Annotated in this window: 38 protein-coding genes; 22 read left to right on the top strand and 16 right to left on the bottom strand. The window is 37.6% G+C overall.

Annotated elements, in window-relative coordinates; translation table 11 throughout:
• Positions 1-22 precede the first annotated feature (22 nt).
• The 9 genes from SAGCYANO_RS48690 to SAGCYANO_RS41585 form a co-directional block, all read right to left on the bottom strand.
• Complete coding sequence (locus SAGCYANO_RS48690; protein ID WP_255502895.1) at positions 23-157, bottom strand: hypothetical protein; 135 nt, start codon at positions 155-157, stop codon at positions 23-25.
• A gap of 634 nt (positions 158-791) precedes the next feature.
• Positions 792-1,355 carry a hypothetical protein gene (locus tag SAGCYANO_RS41620; protein ID WP_202225372.1) on the bottom strand — a complete coding sequence of 188 codons (564 nt, stop codon included), beginning with the start codon at positions 1,353-1,355 and terminating at the stop codon, positions 792-794.
• Between the two features lie 81 nt (positions 1,356-1,436).
• On the bottom strand, positions 1,437-2,225 hold the full coding sequence (locus SAGCYANO_RS41615; protein ID WP_202225371.1) for a transposase: 789 nt from the start codon (positions 2,223-2,225) through the stop codon (positions 1,437-1,439).
• Between the two features lie 342 nt (positions 2,226-2,567).
• On the bottom strand, positions 2,568-2,843 hold the full coding sequence (locus SAGCYANO_RS41610; protein ID WP_202225370.1) for a hypothetical protein: 276 nt from the start codon (positions 2,841-2,843) through the stop codon (positions 2,568-2,570).
• Between the two features lie 88 nt (positions 2,844-2,931).
• Positions 2,932-3,108, bottom strand: a complete 177-nt coding sequence (locus SAGCYANO_RS41605; RefSeq protein ID WP_202225369.1) for a hypothetical protein — start codon at positions 3,106-3,108, stop codon at positions 2,932-2,934.
• Positions 3,109-3,228: 120 nt separating this feature from the next.
• Positions 3,229-3,762: a hypothetical protein gene (locus SAGCYANO_RS41600; protein WP_202225368.1), complete on the bottom strand. Its 534-nt coding sequence runs from the start codon at positions 3,760-3,762 to the stop codon at positions 3,229-3,231.
• Positions 3,737-4,012, bottom strand: a complete 276-nt coding sequence (locus SAGCYANO_RS41595) for a hypothetical protein (RefSeq protein ID WP_202225367.1) — start codon at positions 4,010-4,012, stop codon at positions 3,737-3,739. Before SAGCYANO_RS41595 ends, SAGCYANO_RS41600 begins: the two co-directional genes overlap by 26 nt.
• 41 nt (positions 4,013-4,053) lie before the next feature.
• The gene (locus SAGCYANO_RS41590) at positions 4,054-4,482 is read right to left on the bottom strand and encodes a hypothetical protein (protein ID WP_202225366.1); all 429 of its coding nucleotides are present in this window, start codon (positions 4,480-4,482) and stop codon (positions 4,054-4,056) included.
• Positions 4,483-4,525: 43 nt separating this feature from the next.
• Complete coding sequence (locus SAGCYANO_RS41585) at positions 4,526-5,323, bottom strand: hypothetical protein (RefSeq protein ID WP_237397206.1); 798 nt, start codon at positions 5,321-5,323, stop codon at positions 4,526-4,528.
• An 855-nt stretch (positions 5,324-6,178) separates the two neighbouring features.
• On the opposite strand from SAGCYANO_RS41585, the gene SAGCYANO_RS41575 reads away from it, so the two are divergent.
• The 4 genes from SAGCYANO_RS41575 to SAGCYANO_RS41560 all read left to right on the top strand — a co-directional run bounded on the left by SAGCYANO_RS41575 (position 6,179) and on the right by SAGCYANO_RS41560 (position 8,805).
• Entirely contained in the window at positions 6,179-7,030 is an 852-nt protein-coding gene (locus tag SAGCYANO_RS41575) for a hypothetical protein (protein WP_202225363.1), read from the top strand.
• Positions 7,017-7,694 carry a hypothetical protein gene (locus SAGCYANO_RS41570; protein WP_202225362.1) on the top strand — a complete coding sequence of 226 codons (678 nt, stop codon included), beginning with the start codon at positions 7,017-7,019 and terminating at the stop codon, positions 7,692-7,694. The genes SAGCYANO_RS41575 and SAGCYANO_RS41570 overlap by 14 nt, the downstream gene beginning before the upstream one ends.
• An 84-nt stretch (positions 7,695-7,778) precedes the next feature.
• Positions 7,779-8,153, top strand: a complete 375-nt coding sequence (locus tag SAGCYANO_RS41565; protein WP_237397205.1) for a hypothetical protein — start codon at positions 7,779-7,781, stop codon at positions 8,151-8,153.
• 64 nt (positions 8,154-8,217) lie between these two features.
• A complete protein-coding gene (locus SAGCYANO_RS41560; RefSeq protein ID WP_202225360.1) occupies positions 8,218-8,805 on the top strand; it encodes a tyrosine-type recombinase/integrase in 588 nt (195 codons plus the stop codon).
• Positions 8,806-8,871: 66 nt separating this feature from the next.
• Here SAGCYANO_RS41560 and SAGCYANO_RS41555 read toward each other — a convergent pair whose 3' ends face one another.
• A complete protein-coding gene (locus SAGCYANO_RS41555; protein WP_202225359.1) occupies positions 8,872-9,369 on the bottom strand; it encodes a C39 family peptidase in 498 nt (165 codons plus the stop codon).
• A gap of 192 nt (positions 9,370-9,561) precedes the next feature.
• Positions 9,562-10,059: a hypothetical protein gene (locus SAGCYANO_RS41550; protein ID WP_237397204.1), complete on the bottom strand. Its 498-nt coding sequence runs from the start codon at positions 10,057-10,059 to the stop codon at positions 9,562-9,564.
• Between the two features lie 123 nt (positions 10,060-10,182).
• Between SAGCYANO_RS41550 and SAGCYANO_RS41545 the strand changes: the two genes are divergently transcribed.
• From SAGCYANO_RS41545 to SAGCYANO_RS41480, 17 genes are all read left to right on the top strand, one after another.
• Positions 10,183-10,494, top strand: a complete 312-nt coding sequence (locus SAGCYANO_RS41545; RefSeq protein ID WP_202225357.1) for a hypothetical protein — start codon at positions 10,183-10,185, stop codon at positions 10,492-10,494.
• A 7-nt stretch (positions 10,495-10,501) separates the two neighbouring features.
• On the top strand, positions 10,502-11,407 hold the full coding sequence (locus SAGCYANO_RS41540) for a hypothetical protein (RefSeq protein ID WP_237397203.1): 906 nt from the start codon (positions 10,502-10,504) through the stop codon (positions 11,405-11,407).
• Positions 11,408-11,550: 143 nt separating this feature from the next.
• Positions 11,551-13,170 carry a hypothetical protein gene (locus tag SAGCYANO_RS41535; protein ID WP_202225355.1) on the top strand — a complete coding sequence of 540 codons (1,620 nt, stop codon included), beginning with the start codon at positions 11,551-11,553 and terminating at the stop codon, positions 13,168-13,170.
• 7 nt (positions 13,171-13,177) lie between these two features.
• Positions 13,178-13,750, top strand: a complete 573-nt coding sequence (locus tag SAGCYANO_RS41530; RefSeq protein ID WP_237397202.1) for a hypothetical protein — start codon at positions 13,178-13,180, stop codon at positions 13,748-13,750.
• 3 nt (positions 13,751-13,753) lie between these two features.
• Positions 13,754-14,158, top strand: a complete 405-nt coding sequence (locus SAGCYANO_RS41525; RefSeq protein WP_202225353.1) for a hypothetical protein — start codon at positions 13,754-13,756, stop codon at positions 14,156-14,158.
• The gene (locus SAGCYANO_RS41520; RefSeq protein ID WP_202225352.1) at positions 14,158-15,117 is read left to right on the top strand and encodes a hypothetical protein; all 960 of its coding nucleotides are present in this window, start codon (positions 14,158-14,160) and stop codon (positions 15,115-15,117) included. Before SAGCYANO_RS41525 ends, SAGCYANO_RS41520 begins: the two co-directional genes overlap by 1 nt.
• A gap of 5 nt (positions 15,118-15,122) precedes the next feature.
• The gene (locus SAGCYANO_RS41515) at positions 15,123-15,932 is read left to right on the top strand and encodes a hypothetical protein (RefSeq protein WP_202225351.1); all 810 of its coding nucleotides are present in this window, start codon (positions 15,123-15,125) and stop codon (positions 15,930-15,932) included.
• Complete coding sequence (locus tag SAGCYANO_RS41510; RefSeq protein WP_202225350.1) at positions 15,933-16,151, top strand: hypothetical protein; 219 nt, start codon at positions 15,933-15,935, stop codon at positions 16,149-16,151.
• Positions 16,152-16,305: 154 nt separating this feature from the next.
• Positions 16,306-16,623, top strand: coding sequence for a hypothetical protein (locus SAGCYANO_RS46915; protein ID WP_237397201.1), 318 nt, complete (start codon positions 16,306-16,308; stop codon positions 16,621-16,623).
• Between the two features lies 1 nt (position 16,624).
• Entirely contained in the window at positions 16,625-16,945 is a 321-nt protein-coding gene (locus SAGCYANO_RS49805; protein WP_307786317.1) for a transposase, read from the top strand.
• A gap of 173 nt (positions 16,946-17,118) precedes the next feature.
• On the top strand, positions 17,119-17,280 hold the full coding sequence (locus tag SAGCYANO_RS46905; RefSeq protein ID WP_237397200.1) for a hypothetical protein: 162 nt from the start codon (positions 17,119-17,121) through the stop codon (positions 17,278-17,280).
• 58 nt (positions 17,281-17,338) lie between these two features.
• On the top strand, positions 17,339-17,509 hold the full coding sequence (locus SAGCYANO_RS46900) for a zinc ribbon domain-containing protein (protein WP_237397199.1): 171 nt from the start codon (positions 17,339-17,341) through the stop codon (positions 17,507-17,509).
• Positions 17,510-17,582: 73 nt separating this feature from the next.
• Complete coding sequence (locus SAGCYANO_RS41500) at positions 17,583-17,732, top strand: hypothetical protein (RefSeq protein ID WP_202225349.1); 150 nt, start codon at positions 17,583-17,585, stop codon at positions 17,730-17,732.
• 87 nt (positions 17,733-17,819) lie between these two features.
• Positions 17,820-18,404, top strand: a complete 585-nt coding sequence (locus tag SAGCYANO_RS41495) for a hypothetical protein (RefSeq protein ID WP_202225348.1) — start codon at positions 17,820-17,822, stop codon at positions 18,402-18,404.
• A 15-nt stretch (positions 18,405-18,419) separates the two neighbouring features.
• Entirely contained in the window at positions 18,420-19,043 is a 624-nt protein-coding gene (locus SAGCYANO_RS41490) for a hypothetical protein (protein ID WP_202225347.1), read from the top strand.
• A gap of 28 nt (positions 19,044-19,071) precedes the next feature.
• A complete protein-coding gene (locus tag SAGCYANO_RS41485) occupies positions 19,072-19,416 on the top strand; it encodes a hypothetical protein (RefSeq protein ID WP_202225346.1) in 345 nt (114 codons plus the stop codon).
• Between the two features lie 105 nt (positions 19,417-19,521).
• Complete coding sequence (locus SAGCYANO_RS41480; RefSeq protein ID WP_202225345.1) at positions 19,522-19,671, top strand: hypothetical protein; 150 nt, start codon at positions 19,522-19,524, stop codon at positions 19,669-19,671.
• A 193-nt stretch (positions 19,672-19,864) separates the two neighbouring features.
• Here SAGCYANO_RS41480 and SAGCYANO_RS41475 read toward each other — a convergent pair whose 3' ends face one another.
• The 4 genes from SAGCYANO_RS41475 to SAGCYANO_RS41465 form a co-directional block, all read right to left on the bottom strand.
• Positions 19,865-20,230: a hypothetical protein gene (locus SAGCYANO_RS41475; RefSeq protein ID WP_237397198.1), complete on the bottom strand. Its 366-nt coding sequence runs from the start codon at positions 20,228-20,230 to the stop codon at positions 19,865-19,867.
• A gap of 28 nt (positions 20,231-20,258) precedes the next feature.
• Positions 20,259-20,381: a hypothetical protein gene (locus SAGCYANO_RS48685; protein WP_255502447.1), complete on the bottom strand. Its 123-nt coding sequence runs from the start codon at positions 20,379-20,381 to the stop codon at positions 20,259-20,261.
• A gap of 60 nt (positions 20,382-20,441) precedes the next feature.
• Positions 20,442-20,822, bottom strand: coding sequence for a hypothetical protein (locus SAGCYANO_RS41470; RefSeq protein ID WP_237397197.1), 381 nt, complete (start codon positions 20,820-20,822; stop codon positions 20,442-20,444).
• A gap of 133 nt (positions 20,823-20,955) precedes the next feature.
• The gene (locus SAGCYANO_RS41465; RefSeq protein ID WP_237397196.1) at positions 20,956-21,126 is read right to left on the bottom strand and encodes a hypothetical protein; all 171 of its coding nucleotides are present in this window, start codon (positions 21,124-21,126) and stop codon (positions 20,956-20,958) included.
• Between the two features lie 932 nt (positions 21,127-22,058).
• On the opposite strand from SAGCYANO_RS41465, the gene SAGCYANO_RS41460 reads away from it, so the two are divergent.
• A complete protein-coding gene (locus SAGCYANO_RS41460) occupies positions 22,059-23,033 on the top strand; it encodes a pentapeptide repeat-containing protein (protein ID WP_202225343.1) in 975 nt (324 codons plus the stop codon).
• Between the two features lie 391 nt (positions 23,034-23,424).
• Here SAGCYANO_RS41460 and SAGCYANO_RS41455 read toward each other — a convergent pair whose 3' ends face one another.
• Positions 23,425-23,997, bottom strand: a complete 573-nt coding sequence (locus SAGCYANO_RS41455) for a VOC family protein (RefSeq protein ID WP_202225342.1) — start codon at positions 23,995-23,997, stop codon at positions 23,425-23,427.
• Positions 23,998-24,166: the final 169 nt, after the last annotated feature.

Below are 24,166 nucleotides of genomic sequence, written 5' to 3'. Positions count from 1 at the left end.
GAAAATACGGAATCTTCTTTTTTTATCCTCCTACTTTCGAGCGTCTTCCCACACTTCCCACACTTCCCACCCTCCCCACACTTCCTTGACGCACTACCGTTTTTCCTTCTTCCTTCTTCCTTCTTCCTTCTTCCTTCTTCCTTCTTCCTTCTGCCATAAAAGTGAAGCCCTAAGTTCTGTCCTTACTTAGGGCCTCATGTTATCACTCAATTGTACACGCGATCGCTTTTAATTCTCGGTTTTAATTTTTCATCATTGGGTTTTTCCAGTTAAACTATCCCGGCATATAAACTTGCGTACAATATTGAAGCCAGGAGCCGGATGCGAGCCAGCATTTCAATGATATTTTTCCTCGAAATTCGTTCTCGCGACAGTGATGAATATTCAGCTTGGAGTAATAGCTTCATATTGAAAATGTACAAAGTATCGCCTCTACCTAGTTGTATCTCTCCGGACATTAAAGATTAGATTACCTTTTCGTAAGGCTCTCAAGTGAATTGTCGCAGATGTTTACTTGGGCTACTTCGTTTATGGAATGAAGGTCAGAATCGAACTGACACTATAATATTTGTACGGTTTAAACTAAAGTTTGAGATTAAATTTGTACTCCAATTTAATAATAACTCAAACTATAAAAATTGACAACTTAATTAACCAAATAAATATTGAAAAATACGCTCTCCAACTCTTTGCTCTTCTGTCTGAGAATTATTAGCTTCACTCTGAAGAAAAAAGGAGAAAAAGTTTTACTTATCTCCTAAACTATCAGGGACAATTGTAGCGATCGCCTTTTAAGTACAATTGGCCTTTTGAAGCATTGGCCACAATCTTCTAAGGGCCAAAGAAATAACTTTAAAGGCAATTAAAGTCTTAAATCCTTTAGCTTTTTGAGATGTTCCATCACTTGGTAAATCTACATTAACTCCAGACTGAGCAGCCAAAATCAAAGCATCCTTGCTTTGAATTGTGGCTAACTTAACAGCCTTAATTTGCAAAAGTGCCGGACTGTTAGGAGTTTCAGCCATTGAACTTTCGATTTTAGCGATCGCCTCAATCTGCTTATCAAAGTATTTAGCAATAGCCTGAATCTTCCCCAAGTTTCCATCACTAGAATATTTAGCCAGTAACTCATTATATTTAGCACCCAACTCTTTGCCAACTAAAGAGGTTGGACGACGTGGAGAATAAACAATGCACTGCCGACACCACAACAACAATTGACTTCTAGCCTCAGAACTGCCAGAATTTCTAAAATATTGAACATCTCCAGATTGGTACTGGTCTTTCCCCATTCCTAGTCGTCTTTTAAAAGCAGCCCGACTGGAAAATCTAGTAAGAGGATAAATTTGAATCAAGATAATAGCTCGGAGCTTGTAGTTGAAATTAAATTGGTCAAAGACTAAGTTATAGTTTTTGACAAGTTCATTGTAAACTTACTAAACTAACCTTGAACGGTAATTAAACTCTAACTCATGCACCCGGCAAAGTAACCAACTAAAATCCTTTGTAAATTGCGAGATTGTTACATCATATTTTAGTAAACAGCTTTTGTTATACCTGTTTTTCCAAGCGCTATTTGTTTTGAGTGTTTTTCTAGGATAACCAGCTATCCAAGCAAGTAATGGTTGTAAGCCATCTATGAGAGAAGTTTCTAAGCTGGCAATTGCAGCTTCAGGAAACTCCTCAGCCAATTGCTGCCTAATTCTGTTAATCAGCGGCGACTGAACTCTAATCAAAGAATTCATTTGATAATACAAATTTCTAATCTCAGCAATAGGGTTAGGCTGGAAATCTAAAAAATATTCTGACTGTTCCCAATGTTTCCAGGCATAAGCAGCTAAAGCTAATGCATCAGCCTGGTCGTTTTTATTGGGTAAACGTTCAGACCGCCGGGTAAAAACCGACTCTTGATGACCAACCCACCTAACCTCAACACCAATATATTCAGCAACAATTGCCCAAACTTTGGCATAGTGAATTCCAGTTGGTTCCAATACTAAGCAATCAGCTTTAACTTTTGCCTTAGCCAATTTGCGATCGCCAAGTAAATAAGCTTCAAAATCTGCTAAACTTGATTTATTGGCATGAAAAGTCAAGGGGTCTGGTTTAGATTTTGAAAATTTACGCTTTTCATTGCTAAATATCTGCTTAAGTTTTCCTGGTTGTTTTACCAACTCCCAACAAACCAGAGAACTTTTACAAACATCCCCACCAATTATTCTCATATTAAATTTTCAAGGTTCATCTTTTGGGTTTCAATAGCTGTTTCAAACTGGCATCAATAGCTCAGGAATCACCCGAAAATGATTAATTCAATTCACTCTTAAAGCCTCTACCAGTTTAAGTCAAAAGCAAGGTAAACCCATGAAGATAAAAAAACTTTTAAAGTTCACTTCTCCCTTAAAGTTTGTGCCTTGCCAATGACTTAATCAACTGCGGTTTAACCCACAGCCGACGGATTAGGGAGCTACCCCTCACCGCAACTTCCAGGCGTGGAAATTTCTGTGGAATTGCGCCACGACATCTTTACCCGGTCCTGGTAAAGTGCCCTAACAATTAGTTAGTCATCAGGCGGTTTTGTCTGATTCTTTAGTTAAGTAAATCAATACAGATTTATCTATTAATTTTTCACTACTGGTAAACTTAAAAGTTTTATTTCCTACATATGAAAAATCACGTTTGTTTGCGTCAATTGCGTGAATTCTTAAACTTTCTATCCTTCTATCAAATTGCACACGAATACTATTGTCATAAGCCAACGCTGAATTATTAATACTGACCACGTTCCTAAAATTTATATAAGCAAATTTTATTTCTTGATACACTTCAAAAGATACTTTCAAAAAGAAATATCACCTATTTTTTCAATTGCAAGCCCTAAAAATTTAACCATCGCCATAATTTTTTTTCTAGTTTAACAATTGTTTTTTATCATTCAACCTTAATACTCTTATCAAGCCTAATTGAAAAATTCAAAATATCTTCAAGCTCCCAAATTCTACCTTCAACAAAATCATTTACTTCTGGCAGCCAAAAGTTAAGTTCAATAGAAAGTCTATAATCGTTAATTCTTAAGACATAACGATTATGAATGTCTAATTCATCCATCAGTTATCCTTTTAAATTCTTGCGTCAGTTAAAGATGTCTAGTAAGCTGTCTAGTATCTAGTAGATATAGTACTAGACAAATAAATTAAGTAAATAGACCAATTAATAAATCAGAAATAACTAATCAGTATCTGCTTTTCTTTGGTCGCTTTCATCTTCCGCTTCCCCTTCTGAGGGACAAACCATTGGCAATTTTAAATGAGATAACTGTTCTTTTTCCTCTTTTAAATCTTCACCCCCTTGGACCTTGGTAGAAGCTTCTAACAAGTCGCAAAACTCTTGATAAAAACCAGCAGTTTTCATCATTTGTTCTAAAGCTGTTAGTCTATTGTCTGCGTCAAGTAAAAACTTTAAATTTTTTCTTTTAGTAGCTATCTTAAGCTTGTTTTTGTCTATATTTAAACACAGTTGTTGATAATGCAGCCAGTCCTTATTAAACTCTGCTTGAGAATATCTCATTCCCATTGCATGTCGGCACTTATCAATAATACCAGGTCGTCCGTTAGAGATAATATCTACCAAGAATTGCCGAGCTTCATTTAATGTTTCATCGTAATTATCGTAACCGTCAAAATCAAATTCAATTTCTGAAGAAAGAACATCCCCATCGTCTAATTTATGTTCAAGTCTAAGAGTTTGTTTTAATATTGTCATAAGCTTTAGATGCTCCGTAAGTTAACAACAACGTAATTTCATTTCGACAATTTGGCAGTAGAAAAAAAAGGAGGCTTTTGAACTTTCCTACTAACTTCTCAGCCATTTTTTTACCTGGATAAATATTTGACCAAACTAACAAAGCTTGGCAAATAACAAACAGGTCTAAAGCAGAAATTTGCACAGTAATAATTGGCGCTTTGGCTAATTTACTCAACACAAACTGAGGCAAAATTATTGGATTTTGCATGATAAACCTTTGATAATAATTGATTGATAACTTTCGGTAACTTAGCAAGAATTACCCAAGAGGCGACGCTTTTGAGTAATGCCCACAGATTTTTTGCGATCGCAATATTCCCCAAAAGCTACATTGCTCACTATTGGTACAGGACTAACTACCAACACCTTTCGTTCTGGAGTACTAGGAGTGGCTGGCAGTTTATATACTTGGCAGTAGATAGGTTTAAATTTGCAATACCTTCCAATCCCTACTCCCCAGTCAATCACCAATTCTTCATGCAGTACTTTTCCCGCATTTTGCTCCACTGGAGGAATGTTTCCATCACTAAATAAGTCTAAAGTGCTGGAACTTTCTTCTAGTTTGGCCAAGACTGAAGCAACATTGACCGTCGCTCGTGGTATTGGTTGTGGTTGTGGCTGTGGTATTGGTTGTGGTTGTGGCCTTTCCACTTGTGCGATCGCCTGAATTATGGGCAATCTCTCATAGGTATATTCAAGGTGAGCCTGTTCCCAAGTGGCCTTAAGTCGGAGGTCTCCGTACTTGGCCTTTATCTCCAGGGGAGATATCCCCTTCTGGATGAAAAACTTCCGGTACTGCGGAACTGTCTGTGGTTGTGCCATAATTGTTTTCATTAGCATATCTTTCCTGGACTAAAGCTTCGAGGTCTTCTTCCCAAGTTTTGGTCTCTGGTGTTTTTGACACAGGAACTTTTAAATTGTTTATTGGCTCTGGCTCGGCTGCTGTTTCGGTATCCGGGCCAGAGTCATGTTCTACGGCAAAATATTCTTTGATGATGTCTGCTGCCAAATCATCAGGGTCTTGGCCTTTTGCTTCGGCCTCTTCTCTTAATTTGGCCATCACATCTTCAGGTAATTTGACCCTTGAACCTCTTTTCTTTTTCTCAGGGCTAACAGTTTTTTCTATTAATCCCGCAGTAATGGCAGTGTTCTCTTCTTCGCAGCGGTGAAGTATGTCTTGCCAAGCAGTTTCAATGTCATAGTCATTGTCTTTCTTCTTTGTAGGCTCGTATAAAGCGTAGGCTTGAGATACGTTGCTGGGGAGTTCTTCAAACCCATTCAACAACAAGTTCCAAGTCGTCTGAGCTGCTTTGATGATGTGTTCAACTCGCCAAACTGTTTTCTTGACTCGTTTCAGGCAATATTCTTTGAAATCTTTAAAGCCTAGTTTTTCGTATAGTTTATAAACTTTAATGATGTTGTAAGCCATGCCTTCTTCTACATAAGAATAGCTAGCTTTTGTCCATATTTCTTCTATACGGTCTATGCGGTCTTCCAGGTCTACAGAATTGTTACACAAATATAGATCCTCGTAAGAGTACCAAATGAATTCTCCCCAAGCAGGTAGATCCTTTGGGCTGAAACAATTGGCAAATCCAAATTGGTCAAAAAGTCTAGACATTTTAAAAAAGTAAGAAAAAGTCAGGTGGGGGAGTAAGGGGGAGGCTAGGAGATAGAAGCCCCACCCCGTCAAATAACCATTAATTAATTATTGAGAAATAGACGGCTATGTCAGTTTATAAGCAGGAAATAACCATTTTTACGTTCCGGTTGGGCACCACCTCCTTGATATATCTGTGCTGTATAAGCTATGTCTTTTACTTATGAGACTATCTGTATATAAGATTAATGAAACAAGCAAGTATATGGTACAATATTTATTACACAATATTGAGCTATCTTATGTAAGAAGTACACATGGAAAAAACGAATGGCCAGGAAACCAATTTACAACAGCAACAAGAAGCGAGCTACAGGTATCGCTAACGCCAGAAACTTTGCAAAGGATGGACGAAATAGCGGCCTGCCCTCGACATCAGTCGCAGCGAGCTAGTAGAGAAGTGGACGCGAGCATGGGACGAGCTGGAATCTATAGATTGGCTTGGGGGAATCCTTAGGCCTGTCGTCCGTGGAACAGTTATGCGGAGGTTTAAACTATATGGACGCTCACAGCGAGCGTCTTGGGAAGACGCGGTAAACAGAAGGCTAAAGACTAAGGCTGACTTCTTGGAACAAGCCAGCAAGCTTAGATAAGTGCGACGATGAAATTGAGCTTTTAAGGCTTATGAAAAACGACCTTGTTGAAACCTCCAACGAAGAAGAAGAGTAAAACCAGGGTGCCGATCGCAGCAATGCGGTCGGTAATTTTTATGCAATGAAAATCCTGCATCAACAATTTGCCAAAATAACCACCGGGGAATTTAGTGGGAAAATATTCCAACTCAACCACTACCACCAACACCTACAGGTTGCCTACTTTCCCGGCCCCCCCGAACAACTTATCAGCATCAATGAGCTAGAGTTAGTTCCCCCACCCTTCCCCTACTGGAGAACCAAGGGGGAAGGAATGATGGTATGGGTAGACCAACCTAACAGTAAAAGATGTGATACTTTACTCATCCCGGAGCAAATATCTCTATCAGCAAGTAGGGTATTAAAAGTAAAAACTCACCTAAAACTGCACAAAGAAAAACTCAAAAAATCTTGCAGAAAAATCGGTACAGTAGAAGAACCAGACGACCAACTATACCGCTTTTTAGAAAGAGAAAGAATCATGGAGCATAAGCTAAGAGACCTCCTACAAAACATTATCCCCATCACTAAACCTGATAGAAACACCCTCCTAAAATTAGAGCAAGAATTTATTACTAAAAACCGCCCTGAAATCGCGGGAGGAAATATTGCACCACCACGGGAGGAAATATTGCAAACAACGCAACCCCATGAAAAACTAATATTTCCTCCCACGGCTAAACTAAAGAAAAAGCCTGGTAGACCTAGAGGTGCAAAAAACACAATTCCTGCCAGTGGGTGGATAGACAATCGCCCCCACAAGGACGGAACAATAACTTACTATTATTGCCATCATATCTGCAAATGGATGGTGGATAAAACAGAAGTTTCAGCAAGAACATTACCAGAAATTAAACATCTCATTAAAGAGAATTATCCAATTAGTCAAATCAAAGAATATTTATTAGGGAGTAGGGTCAATGAAATACGCTGAATCATTATTATTATGTGGTCAATTAATAGATGCTGAGGAAGTAGACCCCAATAGTTATCAAGAATTAATTTGTGTATGTCCACACTCTAGGAAGGAAGTTAAACTGGTCAGCTACCCTGGTTTACCCCGATTTGAAGGAGATGAAGAGTCAAAGATTTTTGTTTGGGATCATTCTGAGAAAATTTCCATCCCTGAAGCAAGTAAATGTTTTGAAAAGAATCAATATTATAAATCTCAAAGATATATACTTGACGATGTAGCCAGACTTCAACGAATTAACCTATTAAAACCTAACCTCGTAAAACTAATCAAATCTTCTGCAATATTTGAAAAGCCAGCAACCCTAGAAGGCTTGGGCGATACCTTGAACGATAGTTTAATAAAGTGGTTTGTTGACAGGCTGGAACACTTTACCTTTGATGGAATGTTCCAGGATACAGCTAGGATGGAATGCCAAAGTCTTTATGGCAACTGCATCAAGGCAGCATTAGCAGATAAAAGTCACTGGATATCTAAGGAAAATATTGGCAACTTCACCACCCACAACCACTTATTCTATGGTTCAAAAATAGCAGGTGAGATGCTCGAATATGCTTTAGCTAATTTTGATGGTAAAGACCGCAGACTATTAATTTACTTGGGAATTAATGAGGCAGTCATGTGAAGTCAACTGCAGATAGCTGCTTTTATATTATCCAGCTTAACCAATAATTTACTAGAAGGGAAGGAGCAATCAGACTTTCAGCAATTGTGGGTTGAGGATAAATACCAAGGTATGGTAAAAGTCAGGGAAAGAGCTGAAAAGGACTTAGACTTTTGTGTTGTCTACACATTCAAATCCGATCTGAAAAATATCCTCTACGAATTCACTATTAACCTTGCTTTAATATTTTGGTTTATCCCCTGGATAGATGAACTAAAAAAATCAACTAGGAATCAAATTCTACAAATATCTGTTAATATAAAAACAGGTACTTACAAACATCTTAAGGAATTTTTAGTCCTCGAAGCCGAGGACTTTTCTACTGTCAAATATCTTTATCCTGCTGTTTTACATAAAACAGCAAGGTACTTCCAAACTGCTAGAACTAGCGCCATTAGGCTTCCTTATAAATTTTGCTAGTGAGACCTGCTGCACCCATACCTGCTAAAAAAGTTATAATTAACAAAATCAGCAGGACGAGCAGGTGAAAAATAAAGGACACGGAAAAGCTGAAATTTTAACCAATCAAGAATTTGAAAAAATCTACTCAGCTTTCAAATCCAAACATCACAAATTAATCTGGCAAATACTTAGATATACCGGAGAAAGAATCGGTGCAGTATTGCAGTTAAAAGTCAGTGATGTTTATCTAGATGCCATCCAATCATTTCCCCATCGTGAAATAACTTACCGAGCATCAACCAGGAAAGCCACTCCAGATGGTACACGAGCAACTAGACAAATACCAATAAGTAGGGCACTGGCTGCCGAGCTGCACAATTATTATCCACCATTATCAGGTTGGCTATTCCCTAATAAAGCGAATGGCGTACACCACTTAAAAAGGCAAAGTTACGATGAGGCATTTAGGTCAGCTTTGGTAGTTGCTGGGTTGAGCCGTCGTGGCTTTTCATTACACAGTCCGCGACGGACATTGATTACCAGATTGTCTAGGGAAGGTCATCCCCTAGCAACCATCCAACAAATAACCGGACACAAATCAATTCAAACATTGCAGGAATATATAGATGTCTCCCCGGCAGAAGTAGTTAAAGTGCTGGAAACTTTATAATTAGCACAAGTGCCTCAAGAACAAGGCTACTTTTTACTAATTAAAAGCTACTCTTAAATATTCCTACTAAAACATCCTTCCCCATCCTGTATTTGCTCCCTCAACCAACCACCTAGCGTCAAGACTCTGATAAGGATAATAGCAATCCTTACCATTGTGGTCGTTGTAGCTAAAACCATGCCCCCAAGGGTCATGACAAATATAACCACCAGCTTCTTTGCCTACTACTACGCAAATATGGCCTCCAGTAGGATAATTCAAAGTCCCCTTGTGTAACACACCTATGGGAACAGGCTTACCTCTATCTAGTTGAGCGTCCAAATCTGCATAACTTAAGTCGGTTTTCCATTCGCTGTTTACTCCTAAATCTGCAAGCAAGCGAGTGTGAGCAAAATGGTCTGTGGTGTCTCCATAACCAGCCAGGCGATCGATATAATCATCATCACCGGAGATGGCTTCAGGTTTGAGGAACTTCAAGCACATAGCTATTGAAGAAGCATTGCAAGTCCTCCACCAATCAACTCTGTTATCTATCTGGGAATAGTAAGGAACTGAAAGTTTCATGATTAATATTTCCTGTTTCAACTAAGAACTACCAAGACACCAAGCAGTCTTGGCTATTAACCTTGGCAGTTTGTGAAGCTTGACTTTTCCTTTTTCTAAAAGTCAAACACTGATTATTATTGGATTATAAGTACTTGTTAACTTGGTGTCTAGTCACTACTAGACAAGTCACTAGACACCCTTTTAAACTGTTTAACCGCCAGCGAGGGCAGCAACTTCCTCATTTGTTAGATGTACTAGACCTTGGAAACTTACTTTAATATCCCACTCCAAAGTATTTCCAAAAAGTGTTGCGTATTGACCTTTTTGATATTTAAAGTCAATATATTTTGAAGTCGCTCTCCATGCTGCAGCAAATGGCTCCAGCCATTCAATTACACTCCCATTGTCAAGGTTCCTCCACTCATGTTCTGCTGCTAAAGTTAGTGGAACATCCGTACTGTTTCCATTGGTGATTGGTAAAATCAGCTTTTCCATTGTTTCTTGGGTGAAAGTTGTGCCGTTGGCAGTATTATAGTCATTCAATGTCGCGACAGGAATTTGCTGAATGTTCCTTGCCACATAACTACCTGTGATTTGGAACAAGTTGTCTAACCTTGAAAGCTGCCGATAGTAAAAGGTATTAACTGTTGGGTTTAGTTGAGGCTGCAATTCATCAGGGTAAACTGCTCCGGTCTTGTCTGCGAACACATACCGCATGACGATTTTATACCTGGATATAAAATATTTGTAATCAATGGGTTCACCCCAGGAAAAAAAATTTCTTTTAACGTCAGCACTAGCAGTACTAGCTTTATTGGTAACAAGATAGAAATGCAGTTTATCAAGTTTGATGAATTGTTAAGGATGCTATTTCATGTGGGAATTCATAATTTTTTGAACATAGATGTTCCTACTTTATTGAGCGGAAAAGGTGATTTAGGGGAGTGTTTCACCTATGGTGGAAAGACTGACAGCGTATCTGGAGGCACTCTGGAGGTAAAACCTTACTACAATCTTTTAGTCGGTCGATTTACTGCGACTAACACTTTTAGTGGTTTTGGCGATACCTGTATTATCACCGATTATCAACCTAACACTGAGACACCCGAGCAAGGTGGCACTTTTACGCTTGGGGGTTTTTGATTGCAAGATGAGAGAAGGAGTTAAACGGGAAATCTGTGGTCATATTCGACCACTGAGATTGAATAAAGATACTGTGCCTGGTGAAATCATGACATTGATAAATTGGGCAGCAATCGCTCAATTTCACCAACCACAGAACAGTATTGACTATGTATTCAAAGGTCAACTAGAATATTTACAATGCGACTATTATATTACAAGCCTTAGTAAGATTAATTCAGAAAATTTACCCAAAGTAAACGAGTTACGCGAAACAAATTTACAGAAGCAAACCAAGTATTTCGATTTCAAGCGAAAATTCAACGTTAAATCAAAGCACGCCGTTGAACTGATGATTCATACCAAGTGGGGAAGTGAAGATTGGGGAATGCCAAAAGCGGGAGAATTTCTTTATAACTTGGGTCAATATGGGTATCTCAATCTTTTTGACCCCTACTTACTCAGAAATGCAGAAATATTGTATAGCGATATTCGATATCAGGTAGGAGTAAGTATAGATGGAGTTTTGGGAGATTTTGATATCGCCGAAATTAATGGCGGCTATTCAGGAACTATCACCTACTTTGAAACTGAGCCGACAGAAAGTTTGTCAGAAAACGCAGGAAGCATAATAGTTGAAAACACTCCCACTCTTGTACTAGGAAGTCGCCCAACACGAAAAATGTTGTATTTGTGCAATGAAGCAAACAGCAGGGTATACTTTAGGTTTTCAAACACCGGAAGTGCAGCCTCGGTCAATGCGCCGTTCCTTGAACCCAGGGAAAGTTTGAGTGTAGATTTTGAAAAAGCGTTTTGGAGTGGTGGAGGCAATCATCATTGGATTAAAACTGCGACTAAATATTACTTACCTCAAAGGTTATATTGCATTAGAGATAAAAGTGCTGGTCGAGTCACTTTTCAAGAATTTTATTGATTTGAATTGATAGTATGGCAAAAGGTAGGGCGGGGAGAAAAGGGAAAAAGCGACAAGGAAAAGGGCTGTCTGAAAATTTTGAAGTTGATGCCCAAGGAGGGGAGGTTACTCTTGGGTGGGAAAAGGCGGGGATTGGAGCGTCTGTGATTTTCGGTGCTGATGGCATAAAAATTTCTCTAGGAATTGGGATTGCTGCAGTAGAGTTAGATTTAGGGGAATTAAACAACTCCAAAGTTAGTTATGCTTTTGGTTTGTATGAGATTGAAAGCGCGCGCGATGAGTGTACCGTAGTATTGACTTACAAGATTGCTGGACAAGTAACTCACACGGAAGTTAGAAAAATTCCTGATTGTGACGAGGAAAAGGAACAGGAGAAAGAGCAGAAGAAATTACCACCGGAAGGAGAAAGACCGTCGGAAAGAAAAGGAGAAGTAGAAGCTAACTTACCAGGTGAGCTATGGGATTACGGATATTGGTTGCTGACTATGGATGTTAACAGAAGAAGCGGAACTTGTAATTTTCAAGGACTGTTTACCGGAAGCATGATCGATCAGTATTCTAGTTATTCAGGTCAAATAACAAGCGTTGAACGTTATAAAGAATCTGCTACAGTAAGTTTCAACTTGTATAACTTGGAAGAAAGGTATTATCAGCCAGTTTCTGGCTACCCAAGGATGTTGGTAAGACCAGGATATCCACGAATAAGGACATCATCTGATACTCGCACTATTCCAGTTCTTAATATTAATGACGTTCTACGTTGGCGTTATAGATTCAATTTTGTTGATTCTGCACTCCGTATTAATGACATATTCTTGAAAGGCGAAAAATGGCAAATACAAAGGTGGATGAGAAGAAGCAATAAAGTACAAGAAGAGCTAGAGGATTTCTATTTCACTTATCCAGTAGAAGGCAGACCTGATGCTTATAATTACAAATATACTTATCCTAAGATGGATTTGCAAGATTATCGCATAACTGAAAAAGGCTTTCCCACGAGAAAAGGAATTAACTATAATGGTGGGGAGAAAAAAGATGATCCAGAGGATGAAGATATGGATAAAAGATGCTGTAAAATGATTGAGGAAATTTATGATGTATTGGCACCTGACGAGTTGATTGATGAAGGTTTTTCAGCTCCTAATAGATTAATTTCTATGGAAGGAAAGGGCTATTATTTAGCTACAAATTACTTAAAAATCTTCGAATTTTTAGTAAGAATGGGCGATCACTTAGGTATACATCCAGTCAAAGCCGAAATTAGCGATGCTAATTTACTTAAAGCCGGAAAACAAGCTTTGAACACAAAAACTGTAAATGCTCATGCAGCCATTAAACAAATATTGGAAAATAGCTATAAAAACGATACTAATAACGAAGCTATCCTGAGAATATTAGGAGCATTTGGTATAGCCTTGTCTCAGATTACCAGGATAACAACAGAAGCTACCAAAAGTATCCGAGATATTATGGTATTTTTAGGAATGCCATTGAAGGACAAGTCATTCAAAATAACAATGCCTTTTAATATTCAAGCATTATATAAAAATAAAGTTACTAAAAAGAGAAAAGGTAAAAAAGTTGAAAAAGTCACAGAGAAAGTTTTAAATACTGAAGAAAAACTGGAAACTCTTTTACCTAAGTTTGTTCAATCCTCAACTCAAACCTTTCGTTATGAGGGGTATAATGATGATGAACCTACTTTAATTGAGGCTCTAAATCAAAATGACATTAGTAACATTGAGCAAATCATTGAAAAATAAAACTTTTATGTTTTTCGGAGATAGTTCTGCTCAAAATTCGATTTACTTAAATGACAGTATTAAACATAAAGTTGATGGATTGCCCATTAATGACAGTTCTATCAAGCAGGCGTTTCGTAGATACGAAACTTTTGATGTAATATTTTTTCATTGCACCTATCCCTTAGCTGGTTGTAAAGAAATTGAATTTATCAAAAATTTACAAAGAAAAGATATTGATTTACGCACAACCTCTTATCGTCATAAACCTGATAGCAAAGGGTTTTACAATGATGAATGGTGGAAGAATTTGTCAGTAAGCGATATAGATTTTCTTTTTGAAAACTGGATGCAAATGATTGACTATTATTATCAACAAAACCCTAAGATAGTATTACTTCCAGTAAGAGCGCATTATTACGATAAACAATTAAATTTGCCGAATAAAGCAATACAAATGTTGACTGAATTTGACAGAATAGTAGATTTATCGCCATTAAATAATTACAACAAAAGAAACTATATTGATAAATTTGGTAATTTGTCAAAGCAGGGTTTTAATCTTATCAAAGATAATATTTTAAAATGGTTGGAAAATTAAAGTATGGTAATCAAACAATATAAAACTAGACCTTACGGTAATCCAAATTTTAATAACGCTTCTCAAACATCCAATCCCAGAACTCCAGAGGAAAAAGTCCAGGCAATATCTGACTTATTGGAAGTAAGATTACAAGGATTAATTGCCATGCAATATGGAGAGCGAGCATTAATGATTAGAGATATGCAATATGCTGGAGGAACAGACGGAAGTAAGGATTTAAAAACCTATAGACAACAATTAGAGAATGATTTTTCTGGCATGACAAATGTGAAACAGCAAACCAAAACGGATAAAGACCAACAGCCAGAGTTGAAAAAAGTTAGTACAAAGAAAAAAGTAGACATTGCTACTCCTGGCTCTAAAGGATTTGGAGGTGGTCAAAAAAATAGTAAAAGCAAGAAATAATGGTATTTATAGCAGCAGCAACTTTATCCTCAGCTATTACAAGTGAAGAACCTGTAGACCTGACTTGGCTTAAACAAATTGGTAGTCCGCTGGCTGAATTAGCAAAAAAACCTGTAGTGTCGGCAGGGAACTTTTTGAATAAAGTTGTAGAAGGTGGTAAAGCTTTAGTAGAAAGTATTCAAAAAGGTACGTTTGGTAAAATTTTCAGCCAATGGGCAAAAGACGATCCTTTAGCAGCAGCAGCAGGAACCGTGGCGACTGGTTTAGCTGCTGGGACACTTCTGCTTGTTGGTGGTGCAACTGTAGGATGGGTGACAGGTGGTGTAGGTGCAGCGGTAAGTTCCCTTGGTGTTGGCGGTTCATTAGTAGTGGGAGGTGGTCTGGGAGGATTAGCTACTGGAATTTTAACTACTGCTGAAAATTTGTATGAATTTGATATTCAAATCTCAGACAAACGGATACTAGAAGATATTAAAACCGCTGTTAATAATCTTTACGGTCCCGCAGGAGAATTTATAGGACGACAAATTGCAACTATAGCAGTAGGTGGATTAAACTCACCGCCTAAAGTTCAAATAAATTTAAGAACAATGGCTTTGGTTTGGCAGCTTAAACCAGAGTTAAGACAAGAGCTGCTTCAAAACGTTTCAAACTTTGCCTATCAAGGTATTCAAACGGGTTTGCAAATCGCGATAAAATACGCATTTTTGCATGGTAGAAGGGCAATAAAAAAGCTGTGGAAACGTTTTCCCGACGGAGTTAAGAAGTTAATACCTGGTCTTGATAAGGCGATCGCTAAATGGGGAGATGAGGACAATGAACCGTGGAGTTTGGAAGATGGGGTAAATAAGCTGGAAAAAACTATTATTAAGGACGAAAGAATCCTCAACTTTAGTAAAGGTGTTCGCTCTGGCCTGTGGCAAGGTTTCGGTGACTCAATTCAAATTGTCACTTCATAAAAAATATGGCAGCACAAAATAACTGGGAAAAGCAGATATTAGAGGAAATTTCCAATATTCACAAAGCAACAGTAATTAGTGGGAGTGTTGGTAGTGGAGAAATATTTGAGCAGGCCAATATTGATGCGTATCAATTTACACCAAACAAGGATTTGGACCAAATACAAAGGTATTATCTGATTGGCCCGGAATCATCCATTATTCAGCAGTCAAGCCTTTTAAAAGCTGGCCATGATATGTTAGGCGATCGCCTGGGATTCACAATAGATTTTGAGAAATGGTTTGAAGACTTTGAATATGAATTCCAAAAAAATCTGCCTTCTGCTAAAAAACCAGCAGCGAGTAAATTAAAACCTTGGGGGAAAGAAGTAGCTAACAGACCTAAAAAGTTAAACTTGCTTACTAAAGAGCAAGCTAGGGAAAGGGGATATATGGTGATTCGGTTCTGGAAAGACCGGACTGTTGAATCTGATTCAGAGATTTTAGCGGGTACTTATATAGAACTAAGGCAACAGTTGCTAGACAGAATGCGGGCAGTTGAAGCTATTAATAATACTATGCCTTACATTCCACCAGACCGCATTGCGCGACGGACTCAGCCAAGAGTATTTTTGCATTTCTTGGAAGATATGGCAGATGTAGAGCCTGGTTATTCTCCTGTTGCTGGAGAAATAAGCTTTAGATTAATGGATAAAACAGATGATCCAGAATCGTCTTTGCCAAAAATTACTAAAGCTGATTTGAACAATTTAGCTACTAAAATTAAATCTTTGTTTTGGAATAATGGTGGTTATATTTGGAAAAAAGGCAAATAAATGTACTCTTACCATGATTGGTCAAACGGTTATCAACTTCAATTATTGTGTCGAAATAAACCTGTAGCAAAAGAAATTGTAAGTAAAATTATTTCAATTCAAGGCCACACATATAAATCAAAATTTTTTAAAAATAATATACCAGAAGAGCCAGAAATAAATTACCCTACTATACCCAAGCAAATTACCAGAAAATTGGGTTTAAAGCCTCGCCCATAAGCGGGCGACTTTTTAGTAGTTGATTTTATTTCAAGAAATATGTTATCATATTGTTAGTTTAAGAGTCAAATTATGAAAGCTAGATTTAAGTATCGTATCTATCCCACACTGGGACAAAAATACCGAGAGCGCAAAGCTATTTGGTTGTGTCCGTGTGGTTTGGAATGATAGCCTAGCTTGTTGTCAAGAAAAGTATAGATCGGGAGAAAAGAAACCCAATAATTCTCAGCTACAAAAACAGTTTATCACTCAATCGAAAAATACTGAAGACAGAGAATGGTTATCAGAAGTTTCTGCTATACCATTACAGCAATCTTTGAATGATTTAAACCGTAGGGGCAAACGGCCGTTTGCCCCTACAAACTTTTTTAAATCGACAAAAGGTGAGAGAAAAGGTAGACCTATTAAACCTCCTAAATTCAAAACCAGGAAATCAAAACAAACTGCTAGGTTTACACTCGTGAGGATTTAAAATTGGTCAACATAAAGTCTATTTAGCAAAGATAGGAAAGCTGAAAATAGTATGGTCAAGAGAGTTACCTGCTGCTCCATCATCAGTAACAGTAATCAAAGACGTAGGGGCGAACGGCCGTTCGCCCCTACATAGATACTTCTTAAGTTTTGTAGTAGAAATACAACCAGAAATCTTACCTAAAACTGATAATTCAGTAGGTATAGATTTAGGTATTAAAACCTTTGCTACATTCAGTGACGGTACAAAGATTGATGCACCAAAACCACTAAAGAAACGAATTAAGAAGTTAAGAAAGGTAAAGTTTGTCATTATCTCATAAAACTAAAGGCTCTAAAAGGTATGAAAAAGCCAGGATTAGAGTAGCTAAATTCTATGCCACGCTGAAAGATACGCTTGACAGATTTTCTACATAAATTATCTACTGAAATAATTCGTGAAAACCAAACAGTTGTTTTAGAAGTATAACAACGTTTCTGGTATGGTGAAAAAGCGGTGCGACCCCGCGACGACGCCAGCTCGCTTGCGGAACGCGCACCAAGAGACCGTAAATTATCCAGAGCAATTTCTGATTTAGGCTGGAGAACATTCAGGACTTTTTTAGAAGGAAAAGCAGAAAAATATGGTCGCGATTTTAGAGTAATTAGTCGCCCTTGAACCTACCTCTCAAGTTTGCTCAAATTGTGGCTTTAAAGGTGGGAAGCTAGACCTGAAGGTGCGAGAATGGGAGTGTCTCAACTGTAGCAGCAAACACGACAGAGACGAGAATGCAGCAATCAATATATTAGTCGCGGGCGGGCAGTCCGAGACATTAAACGGACGTGGAGGCAAGCATAAGACTAGCGTCAAGGTAGCAGCAGCCTGTGTTAGCGGAGCTTTGCGCTAGCAAAACGTCAACCCACCGAAGAGCTACGGTTCAGTAGGAATCTCCGCGCCTGACCGCCGGAGAGGATGTCAATGTGTTAGGAAAACAAATTACAGAACCACGTCACAGACCTATAGCAGATGTAAAATTTCAATACGCCACAATTTTCCTGCATAAATGGCCACAATTAATAACTTTAATCAGTGATAAAGGGGAAATTTTACCTAACCTTGTAAATTTGTAAAAAAATGCTCAGATAGGTATACCTATCTAGCGTAAAACCCAGTAGTTTTTAAGCTAAAAATAAAAGATAACTAACCAACAAAAATATATGGCTAGATTATCAACAAAGCTTGTAAGACTAAAGCGACAAACAGCTATAGCTAAAAAAAGAGAAGAGTACAAAGACAATGCTTTAAAACAACAAATTGAGCAAGGAGCTACCACAGCTTATCAAGGTAAAGGCGATATGGTTACATATTATGTACCTTCCCTCACCGATCCAGAAGAACTTTATATAAAAGTATCTGTACCTGAAACGAGTCTTATACAAATTTTAGGCGGAGCAGAAGAAATTAACTTAACAAGCATTGGCGGAACGTTAAATTTACCAGCAAATAAAGCTTCTGCTCCTCAACGTGGTTTTTCTAACCATTATTGCAGCATTAAAGTCGAACACAAACGAGCTACTGCAGTAGCAAGGCTTACGCCTTGGGGAACTAGAGTAGTTGATTACAACAATGAAATAGCTGGTCAAAAGAGCCGTCAGCTTCCTATAGGTGGCGCTAATATGAAAGACATAAATTTGATTTGGAGAACAATAGATAGCGAAATTGTTTCCACCGCTAAACCATGTGCTGTTTACCTTTTGGGCGTAGATAACTCTGTTATTGATAGTAAAAATTTAGAAGCATGAAATTTAATTAAAAAAATGGGACAAATCAAAGACTCAATATATTTATCCGAAAAAATCGCTCAAGAAGAAAGAAAATTAAAAGCTTTAGTTGCTAGACGAGCAGACCCCAATAAACAAACTACTTATACTCCTCAAGGCGAAACTATAGATGTTTTGGTGCCGTCTTTTAAAGATCCAACAGAACTATATTACATAGTCCGAGACACAGTAGCATCTATTGAAAAAGTTTGCAAAACTATTGATGCAGCAGGATTGGCAAAAATTGGCTGTTTGCCTTATAACGCCGATATTAAAAATGCTGCAAAAGTTTCAAATAAATACGCCACAACCAAATATGCCAGAGTGCTAATTGTTCATGGTGTAGGCACTCCAACTAGACAAAAAACAGAATGGGGTACCAGTTGGATAAGAGATTACAGCGAAGAAAGTGACGGGCAATCCCACAGATTAATCCCTTTTGGGTTTAATCCATCTTTAACAGGAACTCCGAGCTTTGACGATGTTTACGATTGGTTTATTGCGCAATTCAGCCAAACCGCGCCCATTGGGCCTTTAGCTTCAGTTATGGGAACTAATGGCACAGCTAGTCTTATTTTAGGAAAAAATAGTGTTATGGCTTCAATTAAACGAAGTCAATGATTGACCAAACAATAGTTAATAGTGAAAATTGGGCTTTAAGTTTTATCAAAAATATGAAGCTGTTTATAAAACACCAAATCAATATTATCCTATTGACCCAATTATAATTCCTATTACCTTTCAAAATTCTGATATTGTAGTGCAACCTTTTAACCCCACTGTTCCTAGTTATTGGTGGTTGGGTGCGTATTTGGAAGTATTAATTAACATTCCTAATATTGACACTAATGTTATTGCCTACAACCAAAATCTCAAAATTAATAATAAAACTTTAATTCAATTACCTACTAAAGTTAGTTATTCTTTAAAGTTTATTGTTCCTACAAGAATGAGCGAAATAACTTTGTCTATCTGGGAATATATAGAGCCATAGTGAAATAGAATTATTTTTTTAACGAATAGAATTTAAGGAAAAATATTTGAATTGTATTTTTCCAAAGAATTAGCGTTATATAAAGTTATCAATAAAATTCAAAAAATGCCACCAGAAACAGTTGTCACTATTGGCATGATATCTACTTTTGCAGTTGTAATTGTTGGCAGTTGGGGAGTTTTTAGGTACATAGGAAAAATAGAGTATCAAATTAAGGAAAATGAGAGTAATTTAAAAATACAGAGAGTTTATTAAAAGAAAGGGATAAAAGGTTATTGAGAGAAATGAAGCGTCATCGTCTTTGTGTTAAAGATATTGAAAATTTTTTGTCAAAAACACTTGAATTCCAAATTCGACCTTCAATTGAGATGGAGGATGACGATTTTTGATTTTTACCGTAATTTACTTTGTCCAAAATGTGGCAGCAATAATATCCAGGAAGGTTGGATTAACTATTACTGCTTGGATTGCAAGCACATTTGGCCTCGGACAAGCAACGTGGGGATTCTTCACGAGCAAACTTAACAGCTTGAGAAAGTTTTTCTAACCTTTCCAACATTTCATTAACCCGACGTGCAGGCAAAGCACCTGAAAATTTTACCGTCCGCCAATATCCAATAGTCACATCTTCATAATATACCTCCACTTGTGCGGGATGATGTTCCGTTGCTTCAGCCTTAACGTGGTTACGGGGAGTTTTGAAAGTTCGCAAAGTTTGGACTGGTTCCGTTGCCCAACAGTCTGAAGATTCGTCAAATGTCCAAGTATCTGTCGCATCCAGAACAGGCAATTTCTTAATAAAAGACCTTGACATCCTCCCCGGCCTAAAGGCACGGGGATTCCTACCGAGCCTTAGCTCCTCGGTGGGTTGACGTCTCACAGGCTGCTGCTACTTTGGCAGTAGTCTGACGCTTGCCTCCACGTCCGTTTAGAGTTTCCGAGTGCCCCCCGGCAACTAATAACACTATAGCATATATTCAATTCACTTAACATAAAATAAAAAGTCGCCCTACAAGGGCGAGGCTTTAAACCCAATTTTTCGGTAAGTCTGCAAACTGCTTTTCTAGGAAAAGTAGATAACTAACCGGAGCTTGAGTCAACAATGTTTGACCATCCACCACCACATCAGCTCGGGCGGTACAGTTTGTCCAATCTTTTGTTGCCGTCACATCAAACAACTTAGTTAATACCTCGGAGGTTTTACGGATAATCTCTTCTGCTTTAACTTCCACCCTTTTCGACTCTGGTGGGAGTTGTTCTCCCTCCTCATCCTTGGGGCGATAGGTTCGAGAAATGCCGGAAAGTAAAGCAGGTTTCTGCAAAGCTTTTTGAGCTTCTGCTAGTTCCTGCACTGACCGACTTTTGATTCCTTTTTCAATCGCAATAATTTGATTTAGTCGTGCCATCTGAGTCCTTATATTTTGTATTACTTGTATTATATTGTAATTTATGACAACTGTCTATAGCAATTCCCATATTGGTATAAGAGAAAAAGGTTGAAAAATAGTCCCCATCTCCCCATCTCTTTTTCAATAAATCTCAAATGGGTTCTATAAAACTCAGACAACACCAGATTTTTCCCTTTTCTCTTTTCCTACTTCCTTTCCTTTCTTCCCTCTTCCTTCTTCCTTCTTCCTTCTTCCCTCTTCCTTCTTCCTTCTTCCTTCTTCTATGAGCTAAAATAGATTTTGTAGAGTTCAAGTCAAGCAATGAGTTTAGAAAAAGATTTATTCAAGCAGTATTTAAGACCTATTAAAGAAAAAGATTTATTGAAAACTTTGAAAAAAACTGCAAAAAAGCTTCTAAGATGAATATTTCTGTAGTCAAAAAATCAGATGACTATCGTTTAAATAAAAAGCAGAAAAGAAGATAACTTTATCTAATTTAAAATCGGCAAAGTGGCTGAAATCGCTAATAATCATAAAATAAATTTACTTTTTTTAAGTTTGACAACAACTGCTAATTTTTATTGGTTTTCATTCTCTAAAAGTAGGTAAGTTAAACAATTAATTATTAATTATTAATAATTAATTATTATTAATTACCTCTCCTTTAAAAGAAGAGGATTGACTCAAAGGAAAATTTTTTCTTGTTTCTCCTTGAAAGAAGAGGCTTTAAATCTTAATTATTCGGTAACAGGGAATAGGGAATAGGGAATAGGGAATAGGGAATAGGGAACAGGAAATAGGGAACAGGGAAAATTTTATCAGATAAAACATTTTTACCACGGGCTAATTAATGAGACTTGATATTACAAACTGATATTAAAAAAGCATTTGCCATGACTATATTTGACATAGAAAAATAAAGCTTAAAACTTGGAAAATACTAGATTTTTTCCTCTTCCACTCTAATACTTTTTCTTTTTCCTTTTCCCTTCTACCTTTTCCTCTTACCGAATTATTAATTATTAATTACTAATAATTAAATAATTCTGGTTTAAAGCCTCCCTTTTAAGGGGAAAAAGCGGTTGAGGGATGGCGAGGTCCCCTCGCCATATCCAATCAACCAAGAGAAGAAATAATATTTCCTTATATTCAATTCCGTAGCGGTTTTAACCAGAGGTAATTATCAATTATCCATTATCAATTATCAATTAATGAACTTCTTCCCTCTTCCCTCTTCCTTCTTTCTTCTCAATCATGAGCAATAATCCTAATCAAATTTATTTCGATACTGATTTAGCTAATAAATTAATATTAGAAACTGAAGACGTTAAACAATTGCTGTTAGCAAATAACATCGCGACATTATCTGCAGCAATAAAAGGGCAAAAAATTAGCCTAGATTTAATAATTAAGGCATTACAAGATAATTCACAAGAAATACAATGGAGAGCTTATGCTATTTTGCAGGAAATAGAAGAACCTCAAGTTATACAGGCATTATCAGAATATCAATGGGAAGTAGCTAGACTTTTAGAATTATATATAAATGGTAATAGAAAATTTATTAGGGCTAATCTCTGTAATGCTGAATTAACAGATGTTGATTTGAGTCGGATTAATTTAAGTTCAGCTAACCTCAAAAATTCTAACTTGAGAAATACAAATTTCAGTCATGCTAATTTGCAAAATGCTAATCTAACAGATGCTTATTTGAGTTGTTGTAATTTCAGTCATGCTTGTTTGAAAGGGGTTGATTTTACTCATGCTTTTATGTGGGGAGCTAATCTCAGTAATGTTGACTTAAATGGAATGTATTTAGTAAATATAAACTTCAGTCATGTTAATTTACAAAATGTCAACTTAAGTCAGGCTAATTTAAGTTATGCCAACCTGAAAGGTGCTAATTGTTATCATGCAAATTTGAGGAATATTATTCTCAAAAATGCTAATCTAAGTAACATTAATTTGAACAGGGTAAATTTAGAGGAAGCTGACCTGAGAGATACTAATTTAAGCGGAGCTAATCTTCAAGAAGCTGACCTGAAAAACGCTAATTTGAAATATGCAGAATTATGGGATGCTAATTTGAGTAGAGCTAATTTTTTTGGTGCTGACTTGAGTAATGCTAATTTAGAATCTGCAAATCTTCAGGATGCTAATTTAGAAAATACTAATCTTGAGAATACTAATCTGGAAAATGCTAATTTAGAGGGTTGTAAATTACCTTAGATGGGAGATGGGGAGATGGGGAGATGGGTGCATTACGCTTTGCTAAGGCACCGTTTATTATCTGCTGATTGTTAGTCTCAAAAAAGTAGTAGATCGACACAACTAAAACGGTGCGTTACAACGGATTGTTAAATCTCTTTCATAGTCTGAATTTAAGCTGTCTAAAGCACCCTACAATTTTCTTAACCTCCAGAAAGCAGAATCCCACCCAAAGCTAGGGCGGGATTTTTAGTAACTCTACACTTAAGCAACCTCCCAATGTTGGTCAGTCAGGAGTTCATCCCGCCACCAGTCCATACCTAAGAAGGAGGTTGTTTATAGCGTTTTTCAGATAGATGAGATACAGCTAACTGTAGACAAGCAAACGGTTACAGCTATTCTTGGCAACCATTTACTGGCAGAACTCTTCGATTATCTCAAGACATTCAGCTTTGATATCGGGTTCTTCATCCGGATTCTGTGCATTCAAGATACCCCAGTTCTCTTGACGATAAGCCACCTCATTTCCATTTGGGTCATCGAAGAAAGCTAGACATACGCCCTTGCCAGCGTATTCGCTTGACTTGATAGGGACACCAAAGGCATTAAGGTTTTCACAAGCAGAAGCGATATCAGGCACAATCACTGTTGGAACGACCTTCTTTTTAGTTTCTCCGAACTTGTTATTGAGACCTATGCTTGCTTGTGCTTTAGGGTCCACAGAATTGTAGAACTCGGCCCAATAGGGGGGATCGTCAAAATTTAAAATGCATGTCATCCCCAGAACGTCCCCATAAAATTCCTTGCTCGCCTCAAAATCTGCTACGTTGACCCTGGTCACTACCCCAGAGATGCGAGGTCCATAGGGCAGGTATTGACAATCATAGGCTGCAGCTGGGGAGGTTGTCCCGGGAATGCTTAAGAAAGCAACTGATATCGCTAAAGCGATCGCCAGAGTTTGAAAGAACTTAATTGCGGTTTTCATTGAATTTCCTGTATATACAAGGGTTGATAATCCCACTAACACCTCATGGACAATAGTCGGATTCCCATCGGCTCGAAGGCAGGAACGGGTAACGAACTGTTAACCTGCAACCCACGGTCGAAGCTGTGGCTTGAGGAACGTGACCCGAGGCCATATCAGGTATTGAGCA

Origin of the sequence: Okeania sp. KiyG1, assembly GCF_014132355.1 — a bacterium.
Lineage (GTDB): Bacteria > Cyanobacteriota > Cyanobacteriia > Cyanobacteriales > Microcoleaceae > Okeania.
This window is presented reverse-complemented; position numbering and strand designations above follow the sequence as displayed.